This window comes from Hymenobacter terrigena (genome assembly GCF_054776515.1).
The window spans coordinates 1,621,855-1,639,136 of record NZ_BAAHBU010000001.1; the positions used below are offsets into that span (position 1 = coordinate 1,621,855).

The 17,282-nt window shown below is 64.4% G+C and carries 18 protein-coding genes; 6 read left to right on the forward strand and 12 right to left on the reverse strand.

Annotated features, from left to right (window positions below):
• Positions 1 to 26: 26 nt before the first annotated feature.
• Both ACYU7Q_RS06705 and ACYU7Q_RS06710 read right to left on the reverse strand, forming a co-directional pair.
• Positions 27 to 1,220 (reverse strand): ABC transporter permease, encoded by a 1,194-nt coding sequence (locus tag ACYU7Q_RS06705; RefSeq protein WP_460608657.1) that lies wholly within the window; start codon positions 1,218 to 1,220, stop codon positions 27 to 29.
• Between the two features lie 2 nt (positions 1,221 to 1,222).
• Positions 1,223 to 1,480, reverse strand: a complete 258-nt coding sequence (locus ACYU7Q_RS06710) for a hypothetical protein (RefSeq protein WP_198070155.1) — start codon at positions 1,478 to 1,480, stop codon at positions 1,223 to 1,225.
• A 115-nt stretch (positions 1,481 to 1,595) separates the two neighbouring features.
• Between ACYU7Q_RS06710 and ACYU7Q_RS06715 the strand changes: the two genes are divergently transcribed.
• Entirely contained in the window at positions 1,596 to 2,759 is a 1,164-nt protein-coding gene (locus tag ACYU7Q_RS06715; RefSeq protein WP_460608658.1) for an acyltransferase family protein, read from the forward strand.
• 10 nt (positions 2,760 to 2,769) lie between these two features.
• Here the strand turns inward: ACYU7Q_RS06715 and ACYU7Q_RS06720 are convergent, their stop codons facing one another.
• From ACYU7Q_RS06720 to ACYU7Q_RS06730, 3 genes are all read right to left on the reverse strand, one after another.
• Positions 2,770 to 3,294: a c-type cytochrome gene (locus ACYU7Q_RS06720; RefSeq protein ID WP_460608659.1), complete on the reverse strand. Its 525-nt coding sequence runs from the start codon at positions 3,292 to 3,294 to the stop codon at positions 2,770 to 2,772.
• A gap of 104 nt (positions 3,295 to 3,398) precedes the next feature.
• Positions 3,399 to 4,574, reverse strand: a complete 1,176-nt coding sequence (locus tag ACYU7Q_RS06725; RefSeq protein ID WP_460608660.1) for a glycosyltransferase — start codon at positions 4,572 to 4,574, stop codon at positions 3,399 to 3,401.
• Positions 4,571 to 5,530, reverse strand: coding sequence for a lysylphosphatidylglycerol synthase domain-containing protein (locus tag ACYU7Q_RS06730; RefSeq protein WP_460608661.1), 960 nt, complete (start codon positions 5,528 to 5,530; stop codon positions 4,571 to 4,573). Before ACYU7Q_RS06730 ends, ACYU7Q_RS06725 begins: the two co-directional genes overlap by 4 nt.
• A gap of 147 nt (positions 5,531 to 5,677) precedes the next feature.
• Between ACYU7Q_RS06730 and ruvC the strand changes: the two genes are divergently transcribed.
• Complete coding sequence (gene ruvC / locus ACYU7Q_RS06735) at positions 5,678 to 6,313, forward strand: crossover junction endodeoxyribonuclease RuvC (RefSeq protein WP_460608662.1); 636 nt, start codon at positions 5,678 to 5,680, stop codon at positions 6,311 to 6,313.
• Positions 6,314 to 6,336: 23 nt separating this feature from the next.
• Here ruvC and ACYU7Q_RS06740 read toward each other — a convergent pair whose 3' ends face one another.
• Together ACYU7Q_RS06740 and ACYU7Q_RS06745 are read right to left on the reverse strand one after the other, a co-directional pair.
• Complete coding sequence (locus tag ACYU7Q_RS06740; RefSeq protein WP_460608663.1) at positions 6,337 to 7,416, reverse strand: tetratricopeptide repeat protein; 1,080 nt, start codon at positions 7,414 to 7,416, stop codon at positions 6,337 to 6,339.
• 72 nt (positions 7,417 to 7,488) lie between these two features.
• Entirely contained in the window at positions 7,489 to 8,295 is an 807-nt protein-coding gene (locus ACYU7Q_RS06745; RefSeq protein WP_460608664.1) for a PhzF family phenazine biosynthesis protein, read from the reverse strand.
• 205 nt (positions 8,296 to 8,500) lie between these two features.
• Between ACYU7Q_RS06745 and ACYU7Q_RS06750 the strand changes: the two genes are divergently transcribed.
• A complete protein-coding gene (locus ACYU7Q_RS06750; protein ID WP_460608665.1) occupies positions 8,501 to 9,073 on the forward strand; it encodes an RNA polymerase sigma factor in 573 nt (190 codons plus the stop codon).
• A 52-nt stretch (positions 9,074 to 9,125) separates the two neighbouring features.
• Here the strand turns inward: ACYU7Q_RS06750 and ACYU7Q_RS06755 are convergent, their stop codons facing one another.
• Positions 9,126 to 9,374 (reverse strand): hypothetical protein, encoded by a 249-nt coding sequence (locus tag ACYU7Q_RS06755; RefSeq protein ID WP_460608666.1) that lies wholly within the window; start codon positions 9,372 to 9,374, stop codon positions 9,126 to 9,128.
• A 745-nt stretch (positions 9,375 to 10,119) separates the two neighbouring features.
• Here ACYU7Q_RS06755 and ACYU7Q_RS06760 point away from each other — a divergent pair.
• Both ACYU7Q_RS06760 and ACYU7Q_RS06765 read left to right on the forward strand, forming a co-directional pair.
• Positions 10,120 to 10,965 carry an outer membrane beta-barrel protein gene (locus ACYU7Q_RS06760; RefSeq protein WP_460608667.1) on the forward strand — a complete coding sequence of 282 codons (846 nt, stop codon included), beginning with the start codon at positions 10,120 to 10,122 and terminating at the stop codon, positions 10,963 to 10,965.
• Between the two features lie 94 nt (positions 10,966 to 11,059).
• Entirely contained in the window at positions 11,060 to 12,049 is a 990-nt protein-coding gene (locus ACYU7Q_RS06765) for a hypothetical protein (RefSeq protein ID WP_460608668.1), read from the forward strand.
• Between the two features lie 81 nt (positions 12,050 to 12,130).
• Here the strand turns inward: ACYU7Q_RS06765 and hutI are convergent, their stop codons facing one another.
• The gene (gene hutI, locus ACYU7Q_RS06770; RefSeq protein ID WP_460608669.1) at positions 12,131 to 13,396 is read right to left on the reverse strand and encodes an amidohydrolase family protein; all 1,266 of its coding nucleotides are present in this window, start codon (positions 13,394 to 13,396) and stop codon (positions 12,131 to 12,133) included.
• A gap of 84 nt (positions 13,397 to 13,480) precedes the next feature.
• Between hutI and ACYU7Q_RS06775 the strand changes: the two genes are divergently transcribed.
• Positions 13,481 to 13,999: a 2'-5' RNA ligase family protein gene (locus ACYU7Q_RS06775; protein ID WP_460608670.1), complete on the forward strand. Its 519-nt coding sequence runs from the start codon at positions 13,481 to 13,483 to the stop codon at positions 13,997 to 13,999.
• A gap of 12 nt (positions 14,000 to 14,011) precedes the next feature.
• Here ACYU7Q_RS06775 and ACYU7Q_RS06780 read toward each other — a convergent pair whose 3' ends face one another.
• The 3 genes from ACYU7Q_RS06780 to ACYU7Q_RS06790 all read right to left on the reverse strand — a co-directional run bounded on the left by ACYU7Q_RS06780 (position 14,012) and on the right by ACYU7Q_RS06790 (position 17,279).
• On the reverse strand, positions 14,012 to 14,464 hold the full coding sequence (locus ACYU7Q_RS06780; RefSeq protein WP_460608671.1) for a BLUF domain-containing protein: 453 nt from the start codon (positions 14,462 to 14,464) through the stop codon (positions 14,012 to 14,014).
• Between the two features lie 205 nt (positions 14,465 to 14,669).
• Positions 14,670 to 16,244 (reverse strand): glycosyltransferase family protein, encoded by a 1,575-nt coding sequence (locus ACYU7Q_RS06785; RefSeq protein WP_460608672.1) that lies wholly within the window; start codon positions 16,242 to 16,244, stop codon positions 14,670 to 14,672.
• A gap of 36 nt (positions 16,245 to 16,280) precedes the next feature.
• Positions 16,281 to 17,279 (reverse strand): alpha/beta hydrolase family protein, encoded by a 999-nt coding sequence (locus tag ACYU7Q_RS06790; RefSeq protein WP_460608673.1) that lies wholly within the window; start codon positions 17,277 to 17,279, stop codon positions 16,281 to 16,283.
• Positions 17,280 to 17,282 lie beyond the last annotated feature (3 nt).

Consider the following 17,282-nt stretch of genomic DNA (forward strand, 5'->3'; position numbering starts at 1 on the left):
GGGAACCCAGGCGCGGGACCGTAAATTTACACCGCTACGGGCGTTTTGGGGTCGTAGGCGTCGCGCAGTCCGTTGCCGAGCAGGTTGAAGCTGAGTACGAGCAGTGAAATGGCCGTACCCGGCAGCAGCGTGAGCCACAACCCTGCCTCGGTACCAAGCAAATCGTAGCCTTCCTTCACCATGAGGCCCCAGCTGGGCGCGGGCGGTTGCACCCCGAGTCCCAGAAAACTCAGACCGGCTTCGAGCAGAATAGCGGAGGCAAAATTACTGGTGGCCAGCACAATGAGCGGCCCGCGCATATTGGGCAGCAGGTGCCGCGCAATGAGCCGCGACGTGGGCAGCCCCAGCACCCGGCCAGCCTCCACGAAGGTGGCCGAGCGCAGGCTAAGCATCTGGCCGCGCACCACGCGGGCCACGTCCACCCACATGGTGAGGCCCACCGCTACGAAGCTGACCCACACGCCCTTGCTATCGAGCGCCAGCGAAATGGCAATAACCAGCATGATGCCCGGAATGCTCCACACCACGGTCATCAGGCCCAGCAAAACGGAATCGACCCAGCCGCCAAAATAGCCGGCCACCGCGCCCACGGCCATGCCCAGCACCACCGAAATCAGCACCGCCACCAAGCCGATGCCCAGCGAGATGCGCGTGCCCAGCAGCAGCCGGCTCAGCTCGTCGCGCCCGGCTTTGTCGGTGCCCAGGGCGTAGGTGCGGGTGACGAGGTGACTGGCCTTGATTTCTCGCTGCAATTCGGCGGCCGGGCCAGCGTGGCCGACCACGGTAGCCAGCGCCAGACGTCGGCGGCGGCCCGCCTCGGCCGAATGCTGGCCCAGGGGTTTCAGGATGATGGAATCGCCGGAAAACTGGTAGCCGCCGATGGGCATTTCCTGCATTTCGGGTTCGCGGCCGCGCAGCCAGGTGCTGAAGATGTTGGCCGGGGCCAGGCCGGTGCGGGCCGAATCGGGCAGCGGCTGGCGCAGCAGCAGCACGCGCAGGCCGGGCCGCTCCTTCTGAATCTGCACGAAGCCGTGGTTGGCGTTGGGCGAGTTGTCGGGCAGCACCCAGTAGCCCAGCAGCGCCACCAGCGTACACAGGGCAATAAAGGCCAGCCCAGCCACGGCGGGGCGGTTTTGCCACAGGCGCTGGCGCACGTAGTAGCCGGGCGGCCGGGCGGCGGCCGCAGTGGTGGGTGGTGCTGCCGTTGCTGCCGTCGCCACCGTTAGCGGGTGTTGTGTTGCAGCAGGCCTTCCTTCGAGGCCAGGTAGGACGCATCGCGGGCAATGGCGCCGAAGGACGTGGTTTCGTAGGCCAGCTCGGTGTCGGGGTCGGGCCAGTAGCTGCGGATGAGGCCCTGCTCCAGCAAGGTGCGGAGCTGGTCTTCGAGCTCAGCGGCGGGCAGGCCGGTTTTCTGGAGCAGCGTGCGGAACGGGGTGACGAAGTACAGTTCGTCGAGCAGGTCGAATTCGGGGTCAGTCACGGAGAGAAACGGCGGGCTGGGTTTTGGGCAAATGTAAGCCCGGTGGGCGGCATGATGGAACCAACTCCTACTTTTGGGCCTTAGCCCTGCTTTTTTGCTGATGCAGCCTGTCCTTTTGCTTTCTCCACCCCCCAAGCTGCACTTTGCCTCGCTCGAAGCCTTACGCTTTTTCGCGTTTCTCAAGGTCTTCTTTTTCCATGTTCCCATTCAGCTCGATTGGCCGGTGCTACAGTACCTGAAGCGGGGCGGCGGTATCGGGGTGGATTTCTTCTTCGTGCTGAGCGGGTTTCTCATCACCTACCTGCTGGTGGCCGAAAAGCTGGCCCGGGGCCAGGTCGGCGTGCGCAACTTCCTCATTCGCCGCAGCCTGCGCATCTGGCCGCTATTTTATGCCGGGGTCCTGCTGGCCTTCCTGCTGCCCGACGACCTGGCCACCCGCTGGGGCTTCCACATGATGAGCGGCGGCTACGTGCCCGACTGGCGTTTCTCCTTCACGTTTCTGGAGAACTACAAGATGCTGCTGATGGACAATTTCCCGCGCACTACGCCGCTGCCGGTGTTTTGGTCGTTGTGCATTGAGGAGCATTTTTACCTGGTGTGGGTGCTGGTCCTTTTCCTGGTGGCTCGGCGGCACATTCCCACGTTTCTGCTGGCGTGCCTGCCCATCGCCTGGGCCTGCCGCTACGCCGAGCCATTCGTGTTCCCACATAACGTTTCGATGGAAACCAACGACCTGCTCACGCACCTCGACGTGTTTGCCATCGGCGGGCTGCTGGGCCACTGGGTGGCCACTGATTACGTCGGCTTTTCGACGCGGGTCAATGGCCTGGGGCTGGGGTGGCGCTACGGGCTCATTGGGCTCGTGTTGCTGGCGGTGGTGTTTCAAATCGACGTGCTGCCGTACGTGCCGGGCAGCTGGTTCAACGTATTCCGTCCCAGCCTGGTAGCCGCGCTGTTTGCCTCACTTGTCGCCATGTTTTTGCCGGCCGGCTCGGCCATTCGGCTCACCAATCCGGTACTGGCCTACCTGGGGCGCATCAGCTACGGGCTTTACGTTTTTCACATCGTCGCCATCCACGTCGCCATTCAATACTGCACCAACCACGGCATTATCGTCGGTACCGTGGGCGAAAACCTGCTCTTGGTCGGGCTGATTTTTGGCGCGACGGTGGCCGTGAGCAGCTTGTCTTTTCACTACTTCGAGACGCCCTTCCTGCGGCTGCGCGACCGGCTGACCCGGTCGCGGCCAATCCAGCTCCGGCTGGCAGTGCCCGGATAAACTCCCGCTGTTATTGCCGGGCCACTGCCATGCTGTACGCCCGCTCGGATTCGATGTAGGCAACAATAGACCGGATTTCCTTGTCTGAAAGCGCAAACGACGGCATTTGCTGCTTATTAAACTTGGCAAAAAGCGCCACCGCATACTCATCGCCGCTGGCCACCACTTTGCTGGAGTTCTTCACCCAGGGCAAAATCCAGCTCATGGGCCGGCGCTGCGAAATGCCAGCCAGCGCCGGGCCCACCACCTGCTCATTCACCGCATGGCATTGAGCGCAGTTGCCTTTGAACAGGGCGTCGCCCGCAGCTACTTCAGCCGCTTCCGGGCCAGCTGCCGGGCGTGACCGGCTAACGACTACCTGCGGCACTGCCGGGCCGCGCTCATTGATGGGTTTTTCAGCTTCGATACGCGCGGCCTCGGCGTCATCGGCCGCGAAGCCCACCAGCCCGGCGGCGCTCAACAGGGTGAAACCAATGAGCACGACTACCAGCATCATGCCGACTGAAAGGGCGAAACCAACCGAATTGAAGCGCATAACACGTCGGGCTTAGGTGGAATATATATGCGGCAAATTTACCTTCCAAGCCCGCGAGACAGTATTTTTTTGACGCTGCTTTTCAGGCCCAATAATGCCTTGCCCTACCGCACTGCCCGCCCCTTCCACTCGTAGCCGCCGCGCCAGCCGGCCGCTCCTACCGCCAGCGCATACGGCGCGTACAACAGTTGCAGCGGCAGCAGCCCCCACAGCCACTTCCGCCGCCCGAAAAACCGCAGCACCGGGCTCAGCAGCCACACATCGCCGCCCAGCTTGAGTAGCCACGCCACCAGCACCCAGGGCCAGAGGCTGGGCCATTTCAGCAGCGCAAGGGGGCCGACGGCCAGGGCCACGTTGGCTCCCAGCACCAGCAGGGCCAGGCGGCGCGAGGCGGCGCTTTGGTAGTGCCGCCATTTGCTGGCCCAGCGCACCCGCTGCCGCAGCAGCGCCCGCAGCGTAGGGGGTGCTGCTGTGCGGGCAATGGCGGCCGCATCGGTCAGGAAATGGGCCGTGCCGGGAAAAGCCGCGTGGATTTTATGGAGCAGAAACTCGTCGTCGCCACTGGCGAGGTGGGCATTATCGGCGAAGCCGCCCACGGTTTCGAAGGCGGCGCGGCGGTAGGCCAGGTTGGCGCCGTTGCACATGGTGGGCTGCTGGCAGGCCAGGCAGGCCGCGCCCACGCCCACCAAACCAGCAAATTCCAGCCCCATGAGGGTCATGAACAGTGAATTCGACCCCGTGAGCAGTACCGGGCCGCTAATGAAATTGGCCTGTGGCTGCCGCTGTAGCAGGGCTGCGTAGGCCGCCAGCCAGCCGGGGCCGAGGCGGCAGTCGGCATCGGTGCATACCAGCCAGGGAGCACGGGCGGCGTGCAAGGCCGTGAGCAGAGCGGCTTTTTTGCCGGTTAGGGCGGCGGGTAATTTGATGAGACGCAGGGTAAAAGCAGCTTCCTGAGCGGCGGCGGCTACCAGCGCGGCGGTGGCATCGGAGGAATGGTCGTCGGCAATGAGGACTTCGAAGCAGGCAGCCGGCTGGGTTTGGGCGGCGAGGTCGCGCAGGAGTTGGGGGAGGTTTTTGGCCTCGTTGCGGGCGGCAATGAGAACTGAGAACAGAGGAGTTGAAGCGGAATCAACAGAGAGCCTCGAAGAATTATCAATCCTCAATCCCTGATGCTTCGCGCTTAAATCTTCATTCCTCGCCCACCCGCCGCGCAGCCATCCCATCAGCGCCGCGTACAGCGCCGGCAGCACCAACAACCCAATGCCAACCGCGGCCATCATTTCCCGGCGCGCTTCTCGCGCAGCACCCGCAGGCCGGGCACCAGCAGCAGGCCGGCCGCGCTGGGCAGAGCAATATTGATAACCCACAAGCTCAGGCTGGCCGAGAGCACCGGCAGTGCCGGCTGCCCCAGCAACCCAAACAAATGCGTGGCTGACAGCTCACGCACTCCGACATCGGCCAGGGCATTGAGCGAGGGCACCAGCGACTTCAAAAAGAACGTGCCCGCCACGGCGGCCAGCCCCGGCCCCAGCGGCCCGCCCACGCCGTACGCCGCGAGCAGCAGCATAAACTGCGCACAAAAAACCCCGTAGCGCAGCCCCGAAATGGCCAGCACCGCATGCAGCGCCGTGGCCGGATAGGTAGGCATAATAGCCAGTGCCGGCCGAAACCGCCGCAACGGCCGCCACACGCCCAGCGCCGCCAGCAGCAGCCGCGACCGGTACAGCGGCACCAGCACCAGCCCGCTCAGCAGCGCCGCCGAGGCCGCCACGCCCAGCCCGGCCGCCGGGTAGCCGTTCAGGTAAAAAGTCAGCAGGAAGTACAGCAGGCCCGCCACGCCCGCCAGCACCGTGGCCACCAGCTGGCAGTAGCGCCCCAGAAAAACGGCCCCCAGCGCACTCACGCGGCGGCTTTTGAGCTCGATGATGCGACCGGCGTAGTCGCCCACGCGGTTGGGGGTGGCGAAGCCCAGCGTAAGGCCCACCAGCACCGCCCGGAAGCTGCGCCCGAACGTGACCGGCTCCAGGTGCCGGGCCAGGCGGTACCATTTCCAGGCCTCCAGGCCCCAGTTGGCAGGCACCAGGGCCAGGGCCAGCAGCACTGGGCCGCGCCCCGCCCCGCTGAGCGTGGTGCTGAGCAGGTGCCGCCAGGCCGCCGCCGTGTCGGGCGCGGCGAAGATGGAATTATACAGCAGCCCCAGCGTGAGCAGCGTGACGCCGATTTTGCCCCAGAACACCAGGCGTTTCCACTGCCGGGCCCGGCGCTTTTCGGGTTCTGGCGATGATGCGCCCGGGCCGAAACTAGTTGCCGAAGCACCGGCCGCTGCCGATGGAACACCAGTTTCCGGGGCATCGGCCTTGCCGGGGTCGTAACTTTGTGAAAGATGCCCGCTCCCCTTCGCCCCCGCCCCGCCGTCGAGCTGCTGCCCAAAATCATTCTGGGCGTCGACCCCGGCACCCAGATTATGGGCTACGCCCTGATTGAGGTGCGCGGCCAGCGCGTGGACGTGCTGTGCTACGACGTTATCAATATGAAGGCCCTGGGCTCGAATCACGCCGTAAAGCTAAAGCGGATTTTCGACCGCATGCTGGAGCTCATCGACGAGTACCTACCCGACGAGTTGGCCATCGAGGCCCCGTTTTTCGGCGTCAACGTGCAGAGCATGCTCAAGCTGGGCCGGGCGCAGGGCGTGGCCATCGCGGCTGCCCTCTCCCGCCAGATTCCCTACGTTGAGTACGCCCCCACCAAGGTGAAGCAGTCCGTCACGGGCTCGGGCTCGGCCACCAAGGAGCAGGTGGCCCACATGCTGCGCCAGACGCTCACGCTGCCGCCCATCGCCGAAGCCAGCAAGTTTCTGGACGCCACCGATGCCCTGGCCGTGGCCCTGTGCCACCACTACCAGAAGGGCAACAACAACACCGTGAGCGGCGGCAAAAGCTGGGGAAAGTTCCTGGCTGACAATCCGGAGCGGCTGGGAGCCAGCACCACTTCAAAAAAAGCTCCCCGAAAAACGGTATAATCTCCGCCTACCTCTAAGGCCGGCTAGCGCATGGCTTTAGGCCAGATGTAGTTTTTCGACCATTCCTGAAACACTTCCACCTCGGTGGGGTGCGCGGCCAGCCACTGCTGCACCTCGGGCTCATCGGCTTTCGAGGCGTGGACGAGGTAGGTGAAAGCCGGCACAAAGCCTTTCTTTTCCATTTCCACGAAGTAGGGCACGTAGTAATTCCAGGTAAAGCCCGCCTGGGGTTGTTTTTCGTTCAACTCGCGCAGCACCTTACACAGGCTGCTGAACCGGCTGCTGAACTGCTCCATGGCCGTGGGCACGGGCAGGCCGGGCGGCGTGGTGAGGGCCGTGGCACCCGAAATGGACAACATCATTTCAGCCGGACCGAAGTTGTCGGGGCCGCTGCTTTTGCCGTTGCTACCCTTCAGCGCATCGGCCGATATGTTGATGGTGATGGCATTTTCACCCGTTTTGGCCACGCCCTGCGTCATGGCGCGGTCCAGCAACGGCAGGCGCTGGGCGGCCCGAGCACTGCGCGGCTCCAGCACCAGAAACCGACCCAAGGCCAACATGCCCGGCACGCGGGCGCGGCTGCCTAATTGTATCATGCCCAAGCTCATGTGCGAGCTGCCGTGCTGCGGATTGAGCATCACCGCCTGCTGAAAATTGTTGATAGCAGCTGGCAACTGATTGCTGCCGGCCTGGGCCACGCCGGCGTTGTAATACAGCGAATAGGCATCGGGGTGGTGTTTCAGGCCCTGCTCGTACACTTGGTTGGCCTGCTTGCTTTTCTTCATCGCGTCGAGGCTGTTGCCGTAAGTCACGTACACGCTGGCGTCGATGTCGGGGTTGGCTTTCACCAGCTTCTCGCAAATGGCCGCGGCGTCGGCGTTGCGGCCCAGCTCATTATAGGTGAGAGCCAACTCGCTGAGGGCTGTCTCGTCTTTGGGCGCAGCCGCCAAGGCCTGCTGGTATTTAGCAATGGCTTCCTCGTATTTGCCCGCGTCGTAGAGCTTCACGCCCTCTTTCACTAGCTCACGTACCGGAGCATCGTTGCTTTGTGCCAGTGCCGAGCCGATGCTGCAGCCCCACAGCAGTAGAGTCAATATTTTCATCATGGTAAAGGAGTAAGGAGTTGGCATCAAGCAACGGTCTTTCTGGAATTTATTGTCGCCCTAAGAAACTGATTAATGTTGCTCAGTGCTCACCAGCAACTCCCCCGCCGCATACGTCACGGCGTAGCCGCTAATATCCACTCTATCACCGCGCAGGCGGCACCAGAGGTCGCCGCCGCGCGGGGAAATCTGGCGGGCGCGTAGTTCGGTTTTGCCCAGCTTTTCGGCCCAAAAGGGAATGAGGATGCTATGGGCCGAGCCGGTGACGGGGTCTTCGGTGATGCCCACGCGGGGCGCGAAAAACCGCGACACGAAATCAACGCCATTGGAGCCGGGCGCGGTGGCGATGACGCCCACGTACTCCAGGGCCGCGATGCGGGCGAAGTTGGGGGCTAGGGCGCGCACTTCGGCTTCGGAATTGAACACGGCCAGCAGGTCGCGGGCGGCCAGCACCCGCAGCGGCGTGGCCCCGAGGGCGTCGGTGAGGCCGGTGGGATGCACGGCCAGCTCCTGCGGCGGGCGCGAGGGGAAATCGAGGGTGAGCCGGCCATCGGCTTCGCGCGTTACGCGCAGCGGGCCGCTCTGGCTGTGGAAGGTGACCTGTGGCCCCGCGAAGCCGAGGTGCGTGAACAGGACGTGGGCCGAGGCCAGCGTGGCGTGGCCACAAAGGTCAATTTCGACGGCCGGCGTGAACCAGCGGATATCAAATTCGGCCGGGGTGCCGGGGCGGGGCACGAAGAAGGCGGTTTCGGCCAGGTGGTTTTCGGCCGCAATTTGCTGCATGAGGGCGGCGGGCAGCGGGGCTGCGAGCGGGCACACGCCGGCGGGGTTGCCAGCAAAGGGCGTTTGGGCGAAGGCGTCGACGTGGAAGTAGCGCATGGCGGGTTCGGGAAGGTTGGGGGAATGGGAGCGGATTCTTTCGGCAAGAATACGGCACGGGTCGCGTTGGCAAATTGCCGGGCTGGTTTCTAGCAGTTTATTTTTAAAATCTTTTACAGGCCACGCAACCCGGGCCGGCACTGGCCGGTCAGGGGGGTATAAGGCGGGCCGGTACCGCTTGCCTTCACTCCTACTTTTCCACTGCATGCCGCCACCCATTACCCTGGTTGATGAGGCGCTGCTGGCTGCGTGCCGGCGGGGCGAATCGGCGGCGCAGTACCAGCTCTATCAGAAACTTTCCTATGCCCTGATGGGCGTGTGCCTGCGCTACTGCCCCAACCGGGCCGAAGCCGAAGACGCCCTGCAAAACACGTTCGTTAAAATCTTCACCCGCCTCGACCAGTTTCGGGGGCAGGGGCCGTTCGAGGCCTGGGCGCGGCGCATTGCCGTCACCACTTCGCTGCACGCCCTGGAGCAGCACCGCCTGCGCCACCCCGGCCCGGCCGGTGAGGCCCTCGACGACCTGGCCGGCGACCTGCCCACCGCCGAGCCCTCGGCCCTGGAGCACCTGGCCGCCGACGACCTGCTGGCCCTGCTGGCCACCCTGCCGCCCGGCTACCGCACGGTGCTCAACCTCTACGCCGTGGAGGGCTACTCGCACCAGGAAATCGGCGAATTGCTGGGCATCGCCGAAGGCACGTCCAAATCGCAGCTGGCGCGGGCCCGCCGGCTGCTCGAAACCCGCCTGGCGGCCCACCATCACCCCCAATTGCCATGACCGACCGCAAACCCGACGACTTGTACGATGCCCTGCGCGACCGCCTGGCCGACTACGGCCAGGAGCCGCCGGCCGCACTGTGGGCGGGCATTCGGGCGCAGTTGCCGCCGCCCGTAGCCGCGCCGCAGCTGCGGAAGCGCCGGCGGCGGGTGCCGGTAGCGTGGTTGTTTTTGGTTACGTTGACGATGGTGGCCGTGGGCGCGGGCTGGCACTGGTGGGGAGTGAAGCCGGCGACGACTGTTTCAAAGGTGGGCCGAACGAATTCCCGTATTTTAACGCCTACCGCTGCCAGAACTTCCACCGCCAGCCCGCAAAACGCCATTATTTCCAGGCGCGCACTCCCGCAGGCAGTGGCCCTGAGCCAGCCCGCGGCAACAAAAGCTTCTTCCGCTACCGCCCAACAGCAATTATCTGTTGGTGCAGCTGCCGGGTCGGCTGGCACTTCAATGGCCGGTTCAGCAGTTTCGGATTTAAAAGGCCCGGTGGCAGTACGGGGCTCCAAGGGGGCAGCAGCGCCGGCATCGGCTGCTACTTCGGCTTCGGTTGGGGGAACGGTTTCAGGTGCGACAGGGTCGGTTGCCGCTGCTTTGGCTGCTCAGGGGGCCTCTGCTGGTATTTCGGGCCGGGCCGGCCGTAGCGTAGTTACGCCGGCCACTAAAGACCGGGCCGCGGGCAGTATTCGCCGAAAGAATTCATCCGTGGCCGCTCGTGGGCAAGTGCCGGGAATGGGCAAACCGGCTGTTTCCGTAGCGGGTACCGCCAACCATTTGCCCAAAACCACAAAGTCGGCAGTGCTCCGGTCCGGTCCAGCACGGCCGGGTCACAAATCTTCAACGGCAGTAATCAGTCAATCATTTCCAGCACTAACGGCTTCGGGAAAGCGTCTGGCGCGTAGCCACCACCAGTCCGAAGCGGCGCTGTCGGCGGTGGCAACTCCCGCCGCCGGGCAGCCGCTGCCTCAGTCGCAGTCCCCCACACCGCCAACTGCAGACCCGCCTATTCGCCAATCGGCCCCAACAACGGCCGCTGCCAGCGCTGCCCACTTGGTGGCAAACCGCTTCAGCCAGCGCACTGCCGAGACCGTACAGCCCGCCCGGGCAGTAGCCGTGCAGCTGGCTGCCGGGCCGGGGCTGCCCACCCCGCAACTGGTGGCCGTGGCACCCAGCCCGCTGCCACTGCCCTTCGCATCGCACTGGGCGGTGCAGGTGGTGGCCGGCCCGGCACTCACCTACCGGACGCTAAACACAGGGAGCGCAGGCGCAAGCGCCTCGACTTTTCTACCTACCAATACCAATAGCACGACCAGTGCGGCGGCCGCGCTGGAACGGCCGGCCCTGGGCAGCACGGCGCAAGTCACCGTGCGGCGCACCCTCGGGGGGCACTGGAGCCTGAGCGCAGGCCTTGGCTACGCCGAGTATGCTGCTGCCCTGGCCCTGCAACAAGTGCATGCCGCCACGACCGGAGCCGTTGCCAACAGCCTGGATTCCGCATCCGCCACCACCGGCATTCACCGGCGCGATACCTACCGGTTTGTGACGGTGCCGATGCAGGTGGGCTACGGCTGGACGCTCTCGGGGCGCTGGCGCGTGGGCGTGCTTGCCGGAGCCGAAGCGGCCGTGTACGTGGGCGGCAGCAGCACCGAGGGCAGCTCGTGCGCCTGCCAGAGCCAGACCTGGAGCTTCAACAATAGCCCTTACCGCCGCGTGAGCGTGGGGGCCAGCCTGGGGGCTGAAGTCCGCTACCGCCTGGGTGAGGGCGGGCGCTGGGAGCTGCTGGCGCAGCCCACGGCCACTTACCTGCTCACGCCCCTGGCCCCGGCCACCTCGGCCTATTACCAGCGCCACCTGGTTGGAGGCGCAGCGCTGCTGGGAGCGGCTTTCAATTTGCCCTAAATGCCTCGGTGCGGGCTTCCGACTGGCTGGCCAGCGGCCGGAAAACCTGCGCCTGATGAGGGACTTTCCACCCATTTTTTCCTTCCTGGTTTTCATGAAACAGTTCGCATGTTTATGCCTGGGCGTGGCCCTGCTGGCCGCTTGCCGCAAAGAAGACGACATAGTGGTGTGTGCTCCGGCTGCCACGCCGGCCACCTTCGCCGATTTGCGGGCCGCCGCGCCGGCCGTCCAAACCTTCACCTTCGCCCTGAATCAGGCCCAGAGCTTCCGTACCCGGGCCGGAGCCACGTTGGCTTTCGACGCCAATGTTTTCGAACTGCCCAACCGCCAGTTGGCTACGGGCCAAGCCCAGCTGCGGGTGCGCGAGATTTATTCGGTGCCCGACATGGTGCTGGCCAACCTGCCCACCACGGCGGCCTCGTCGCACCAGATGCTGATTTCCGGCGGCGAGTTCGACATTCAGGTGTGGCAGGGCAGCACGCGACTGCGCCTAGCCCGGGTTTCGCCCACCGGCGTTGTCCAGCGGCTTTCACTGACCTCCCCCAAGCCCACCGCCGGCCTCGATGCGACGTCGCCCATGTTACTGTGGCAGCAGCCGGCGAGTCCTTTAGCTGGTACACCCCAGGATTCGTCGGGGTGGCAGTTGCCAATTGACACGACCAATGTAATAGTCGGCTCAACGCCGGTTGGGCCCGGACCGACCGGCTACTACCATGCGTCCATCCCGCTCGACTCGCTCAGCCTCTGGAACCTCGACCAGTTCTGGCATGCTTACTCGGCCAATAGCACTGGGCAAATCGGGGTGGATGTGCCTTTCAACAGCACCACTACCGGCACGCGAGTGTACTTCCGCCCGGTGGGCTACAATGGCTTGGCTCGCTGCTATCCCACGGCGGCCTCGCCCACCCGCTGGAACAGTTCCCTGCCCTACGGAGCTGATGTCATCGCCATTGTGCTGCAGGAGCGCGACGGCCTGCTTTACTACGGCACCCAGCGCCTGACCACCGCCGCCGGAGCCGTGGTCACGCCCACGCTGCAAGCCCTCAGCGCCGCCGAAATCGTGCAGCGCATCCGGCAGTTGTAACCCGTATCTTCCTTCCTTTTCCACTAAAAAAGGCCAATCTGAAGCTTCGGACTGGCCTTTTTACGTTTGAACAACTACCAGCTACTGCCCGCCGATTATCACATTACGCACTGGGTTTTCGCCCAGCCAGTAGGGGATTTCGGCCACGCTGCCCACGTTCAATACCAGTACGTCGGCGCGCTTGCCGGGGGCCAGGCTGCCGCAGTCGTGCTGCTGATTGATGGCCCAGGCGGCGTTGAGGGTGGCGGCGGCCACGGCCTCCTTAGGGGTGAAGCCCATTTTGAGGCAGGCCACCGACAGGGCCAGCCAGAGGTTTTTGCTGGGGCACGAGCCGGGGTTAAAATCGGTGCTCAGGGCCACGGGCAGGCCGTTTTCGATGAACTCGCGGCCGGGCGCGTACTTCTCTTGTCTTAGGAACAGCGGCACCAGCGGCAGCAGCACGGCCACGGTTTGCCCCTGGGTTTGCTGCGCGATGCGGCCGGCGGCGGCCGGCATGAGGTAATCGCAATGGTCGACGCTGACCGCGCCCAGGGCGGCGGCCATTTCGCAGCCGCCGAGGTCGTGCAGCTGCTCGGCGTGGATTTTCAGGCCGAAGCCCATGTGGCGGGCCTGCTCCAGGTAATACCGCGAAACTTCGAGCGGAAACGCGCCCTGCTCGCAGAAAATATCCACGAACGCCGCCTCCCCTTTCAGGTCCGACAGCACTTCGCGCAAAATGAAATCGACATAGGCCTGCGGGCCGGCTTCCTTGAACTCGGGCGGCACCACGTGCGCCCCCAGAAACGTAGGTACCACCCGCACGGGCTGCTGCCGGCCGGCCTGGCGGGCCACGCGCACGAGGCGCAGCTCGGTGTCGCGGTCGAGGCCGTACCCACTTTTGGCCTCCACGGTAGTCACGCCGTAGCGCCGGAACCCGTCCAGATGGTGCAGGGCATTTTCCAGCAGCTCCGCTTCCGAGGCGGCGCGGGTGGCGCGCACGGTGCTCAGAATGCCCCCGCCGCTGGCCAGAATGTCGAGGTAGGACTCGCCGCGCAGCTTGCGCTCGAACTCGTGGGCGCGGTTGCCGCCGAATACCAAATGGGTGTGGCACTCCACCAGGCCAGGCATCACCACGCAACCGGTGGCATCTACGAGGCGGGTTTCGGGGCCAATGCGCGAGAGGTCCAGCTCGTTCATCGGGCCAACGGCCACAATTTTATCATCCACGCAAGCCACGTAGCCGCGCTCGATTATCGTCCAGCCGCTCAGGTCGGGGCCGGCCAGGGGCCGGTCGGTCGGGCCGCCGGCCAGCGTGAGTACCTGCGCGGCGTGCTGAATGAGAAGGGTGTAAGAGACGGGGTGCGGCATGGCAAAAGCGAGTGGGTGGAGCGGCAAAGTACGGCTTCGACGGGCAGCTTTGCGTAGGTGCCCGTGCTACTTCTGCCCCATCCAATGCCCAATTTCACCCCCGCTCCGCTCATTCTCACCCTCGCCCTCGATGCCGCGGCGCAGGCTTACTTCAATGACCTGCGCCGCCAGCATTTCCCGCCAGCCATCAACTATTTGGCGGCACACCTCACGCTGTTTCATCACCTGCCCGGCGCGGAGCTGGCCGCCGTGCAGGCGCAGCTCCAGGCCATTGCGCCCAGCCAGCCCCGGCTGCCCCTGGCGGTCACGGGCCTGCGCTCGCTGGGCCGGGGCGTGGCCTTCACTCTCGAAAACGACGACTTGCGCGCCCTGCACCGCCGGCTCCAGGCCACCTTCGCCCCGTACCTCACGCCCCAGGACCAGCAGAAGCTTCAGCCCCACATCACCATCCAAAATAAAGTAGCTCCTGAAGAAGCCCGCACGCTCCTGGCCGATTTGCAGGCCGGTTTCACGCCCTTCGAAGCCCAGGGCACCGGCCTGCACCTGTGGGCCTACCGCAACGGGCCGTGGGAAAGCCTGGCCGAGTTTCCATTCCTTGCTTAGCCCGCCCGGCCGCTATTGTCCGAGCGGCTTACCTGCCCCCGTCAGCTCCTCGCGCGCAAATTCCTGGAGCGTGTCGGCAATAAACTCCTCGGCGGCGTAGCCCTGGGGCAGCAACTCGGCCCGATGCTCGGGGTCGAGGTACGCAAGAAGGCGGGCCAGCGCCGGCGCGGCCACTTGGCCAAAGCCCAGGCTCCAGTGAGGGAACAGGCGTTGCGCGCCGGGAGCGCCGTGCATTTTAACCACTTCGGTGTGCCGCGAATCCTGACGGATATGCTCATACAGGGCCTCTACCGGCGCTATCTCCCCTTCCAGCACCTGCAAAAACCGGCCTTCGGCGTAAAACAACACGCCGGTAATGGCTTGGCTGTAGTTGTGGATGCGCGCCTGCTCAACCATTCTCGCCAATTCCTTGCCGCTGGGTAAACGGGTGGCGACGCTGCGGTAGATTAGCTGGTAGACAGCCATGGCTCAAGGGAAAGTGATAGGGTGAGAACCAGCGGCGCACCAATGGCTCGGCGGCAAAAATACATACGGGTAAATACGCATGCCTCACCTGAGAGCCCAATAAGGCGCCACAAAAACAACTTATTTACTTATTCATATTAAAAATCAATATCGTCTTTATTGCAGTCCAGATTGGCCGGAGTTGGTGCCGTTATTTCCGAGGCAATCAGGGGTGTGCGGCCGGGCCTTCCCACTCGGCCAGTGCGGCGCGGTGCTCATTATTAGCCCGACTGATTATTGCGCTATCTGGCTTTATTCCAACGCTAATAACCGTCCCTTTTTCCCGGGCGTAGGCATCCTGCACGCGGCCGAATGGGCGGCAGGAGGCAAAATGCGACATCAGTTCCGCGTCGGGCTCATCATCAACCATGATGATGGCCCGCCAGTCCAGCCGCACCGGGTACCAGTACAAAAAGCTGCCGTTGAAGCTCTGTACCGGCGGCATGCCCCGGCGGGCGTTATAGTAGTTGATGGCGCTGGCCTCTCCGTAGTTATCGCACTTGATGAGGGTGTGGGCGCGCACCGGCGCGGGCAGGCTTTGGTAGGCGGCCCAGGTTTTGTCGGCCATTTCGCGCCAGCCGCGCATGTCGGCATAGTCCTGGGGCAGGGCGTGGTTCTGGCCATCTTCCCAGCGGTAGAGGCCCAGACCGACGAAGCCGGACCGCAGGGCCGCCATGGCCGCCATGGCCGCCGGTGACCGCAGCGGATAGATGAACGGCAGGATGGGCAGCAGCAACAGCAGCGGCAGGCTCAGCAGTACCACCTGGGCCACCGGCCGCCAGGCCAGGCTGCCCGGCCGAGTTGGCCGCCCAAACTGCCGGAACCGCATCTCCCACCACCACGCTCCAAAGCTGAACAGCACCGGATAGTAACCAAGCGTGTAGTAGGCCTTGCCGTGTAGCACCGCCTGCAAGCCGATGCCAAAGCCCACCACCAGTCCCACCACCCGGTAGGGCCGCAGGGCGCGGCTCAGCAGCAGCGCCAACAGACCCGGTACCCACACCCACACGGCCCCAATGCACATCAGCAGCTGCATTTTCCAGAATTCGGCGGCCTCGACGTGCACCAGCTGGCTGTCGTGCAGCAGCTGCATGTGGTGCAGAAAGGGGATGCCGTGCCGGATTTGCCAGGCCAGGTTGGGCAGCCACAGCAGCAGCGCCAGCCCCGCCGCGCCCCAAAAGTGCCGTTGCGCCAGCAAGCGCCGCCAGGGCGTGAGCAGCAGGGCCCCGCCCAGCGCCACAATAAAAAACAGCGTGGTGTACTTATTCAGCAGGCCCAGGCCCAGCCCCACGCCCAGCCAGTACAGGAACCGGGGCCGTTCCGTCTGCACGTACCGTACCAGCCCGAACAGGCAAAACACGAACCCAAACACCTCGAATGAGTTGGGCTGAAACAGCAGGTTGAGCCGCGCGAAGGATGTGCCCAGGTAGCAGGTGCCCGCCAGCGCCGTGGCAAACCAGCCACCGCCCAACTGCTGCGTCAGCCGCATCACGAGGTAGAGCGTGGCCGCGCCCCACAGAAACGGCCAGAACTTCACCCAGAAAAAGCTACCGCCCAGCGCCAGGCTCACCCAGCCCTGCGCGGCCATCAGCGGGGGCACTTCCAAGTAGCCCCAGGCCAGGTGCTGGCCCTGGTTGAGGTAGAGGTATTCATCGCGGTGTAGGTCGTACTGCGGATTGCTGAGGAGATAGCCGGAGACAAACTTGAGCAGGGCAAAGACGAGCGGGAGCAAGCGGTTCATGCCCGGCAAGGTAGCGCTTTGGCGTATATGCCGACGCTATTGCAGCCCGGCCCAGCGCAGAAATTCAGCCCCGACTTTCTCCCAGTAATAGTCATCGTAATTCACTTGGCCGTTCTTGAAGCCGAAGAAGTTGTGCTCGCGGCCGATGTAGGGCCGGAAGGTGAGAGTGGTTTTGTGCTGCCGGATGGCTTCGAGGCGCAGGTAGTCGTTGGCGGCCGCGCCGGCGTCGCGGGTGCCGTAGCCCACGAAGATGGGCACCGCCGCGCCCAGCAGCGCGGGCAGCTCCGACTGCCCGTGCGAAAACACGTTCAGGTCGCTGTCGCCCGGGCCGCAGTCGTTCTGCGTGGCATGGTCCACGGCATGCTGCCAGCGGGCAAACTCGGCCTCCACGGCGGCGCTGTCGGCATCGGTGGGGTCGCGGGTTATTTTGGTAAGCTCGCGGCCCAAGGGGCTGCCGCTCAGGTACACGGCCCGGCGCAGCAGACCCGGCATGGCGGCCAGTTGCGCCACCACGGCGCTGCCTTCGGAATGCCCGCCGGCCACCACATTCTTGGCATCAACCCAGGGCTGCTTTTTGAGGTAGCGGATGATGGCCTCGTCGCGCCGCACGTAGTAGTCGAGGTAGTTGCGCTGGCAATAATAGGCCGGTGGCGTGGCCGTGCGAAATACTTGGTTGGGGTTCTGGCCCTCCACATTCATCACCAGCGGCACGCCGGGCTTGCCGATGATGACGAGGTGGCAATTAGGAAATGTCTTCTTATTCAGGAACGGAAACACGCCGTAGGCGCCGTGCTGGTCATACAAAATGAGTGGCTTGGGCAGCGAGCCCTGCGCCCACAGCAGCACTGGCAGCGTGGCCGCCTCCCGCCCGGGCGGCGATTGAATAAGCAAATCCACGCTGTCCTTGCCAAACATCACCACCAGATGCCCAAACCCAAATTCCAGCGGCGTTTGCGGGGCGGCCGGATTTTTCTGGGCGAAAACCGAGCTACTCAGCCCCACCAGCAGCAACAGAGACAGTAATAGTTGGCGCATTCA

Bases quoted from the DNA above. Each gene is read 5' to 3' on its own strand.
- ACYU7Q_RS06720 (WP_460608659.1), bottom strand. From the start codon at position 3,294: ATGCGCTTCAATTCGGTTGGTTTCGCCCTTTCAGTCGGCATGATGCTG.
- ACYU7Q_RS06725 (WP_460608660.1), bottom strand. From the start codon at position 4,574: ATGATGGCCGCGGTTGGCATTGGGTTGTTGGTGCTGCCGGCGCTGTAC.
- ruvC (WP_460608662.1), top strand. From the start codon at position 5,678: ATGCCCGCTCCCCTTCGCCCCCGCCCCGCCGTCGAGCTGCTGCCCAAA.
- ACYU7Q_RS06740 (WP_460608663.1), bottom strand. From the start codon at position 7,416: ATGAAAATATTGACTCTACTGCTGTGGGGCTGCAGCATCGGCTCGGCA.
- ACYU7Q_RS06745 (WP_460608664.1), bottom strand. From the start codon at position 8,295: ATGCGCTACTTCCACGTCGACGCCTTCGCCCAAACGCCCTTTGCTGGC.
- ACYU7Q_RS06750 (WP_460608665.1), top strand. From the start codon at position 8,501: ATGCCGCCACCCATTACCCTGGTTGATGAGGCGCTGCTGGCTGCGTGC.
- ACYU7Q_RS06765 (WP_460608668.1), top strand. From the start codon at position 11,060: ATGAAACAGTTCGCATGTTTATGCCTGGGCGTGGCCCTGCTGGCCGCT.
- hutI (WP_460608669.1), bottom strand. From the start codon at position 13,396: ATGCCGCACCCCGTCTCTTACACCCTTCTCATTCAGCACGCCGCGCAG.
- ACYU7Q_RS06775 (WP_460608670.1), top strand. From the start codon at position 13,481: ATGCCCAATTTCACCCCCGCTCCGCTCATTCTCACCCTCGCCCTCGAT.
- ACYU7Q_RS06780 (WP_460608671.1), bottom strand. From the start codon at position 14,464: ATGGCTGTCTACCAGCTAATCTACCGCAGCGTCGCCACCCGTTTACCC.
- ACYU7Q_RS06785 (WP_460608672.1), bottom strand. From the start codon at position 16,244: ATGAACCGCTTGCTCCCGCTCGTCTTTGCCCTGCTCAAGTTTGTCTCC.
- ACYU7Q_RS06790 (WP_460608673.1), bottom strand. From the start codon at position 17,279: ATGCGCCAACTATTACTGTCTCTGTTGCTGCTGGTGGGGCTGAGTAGC.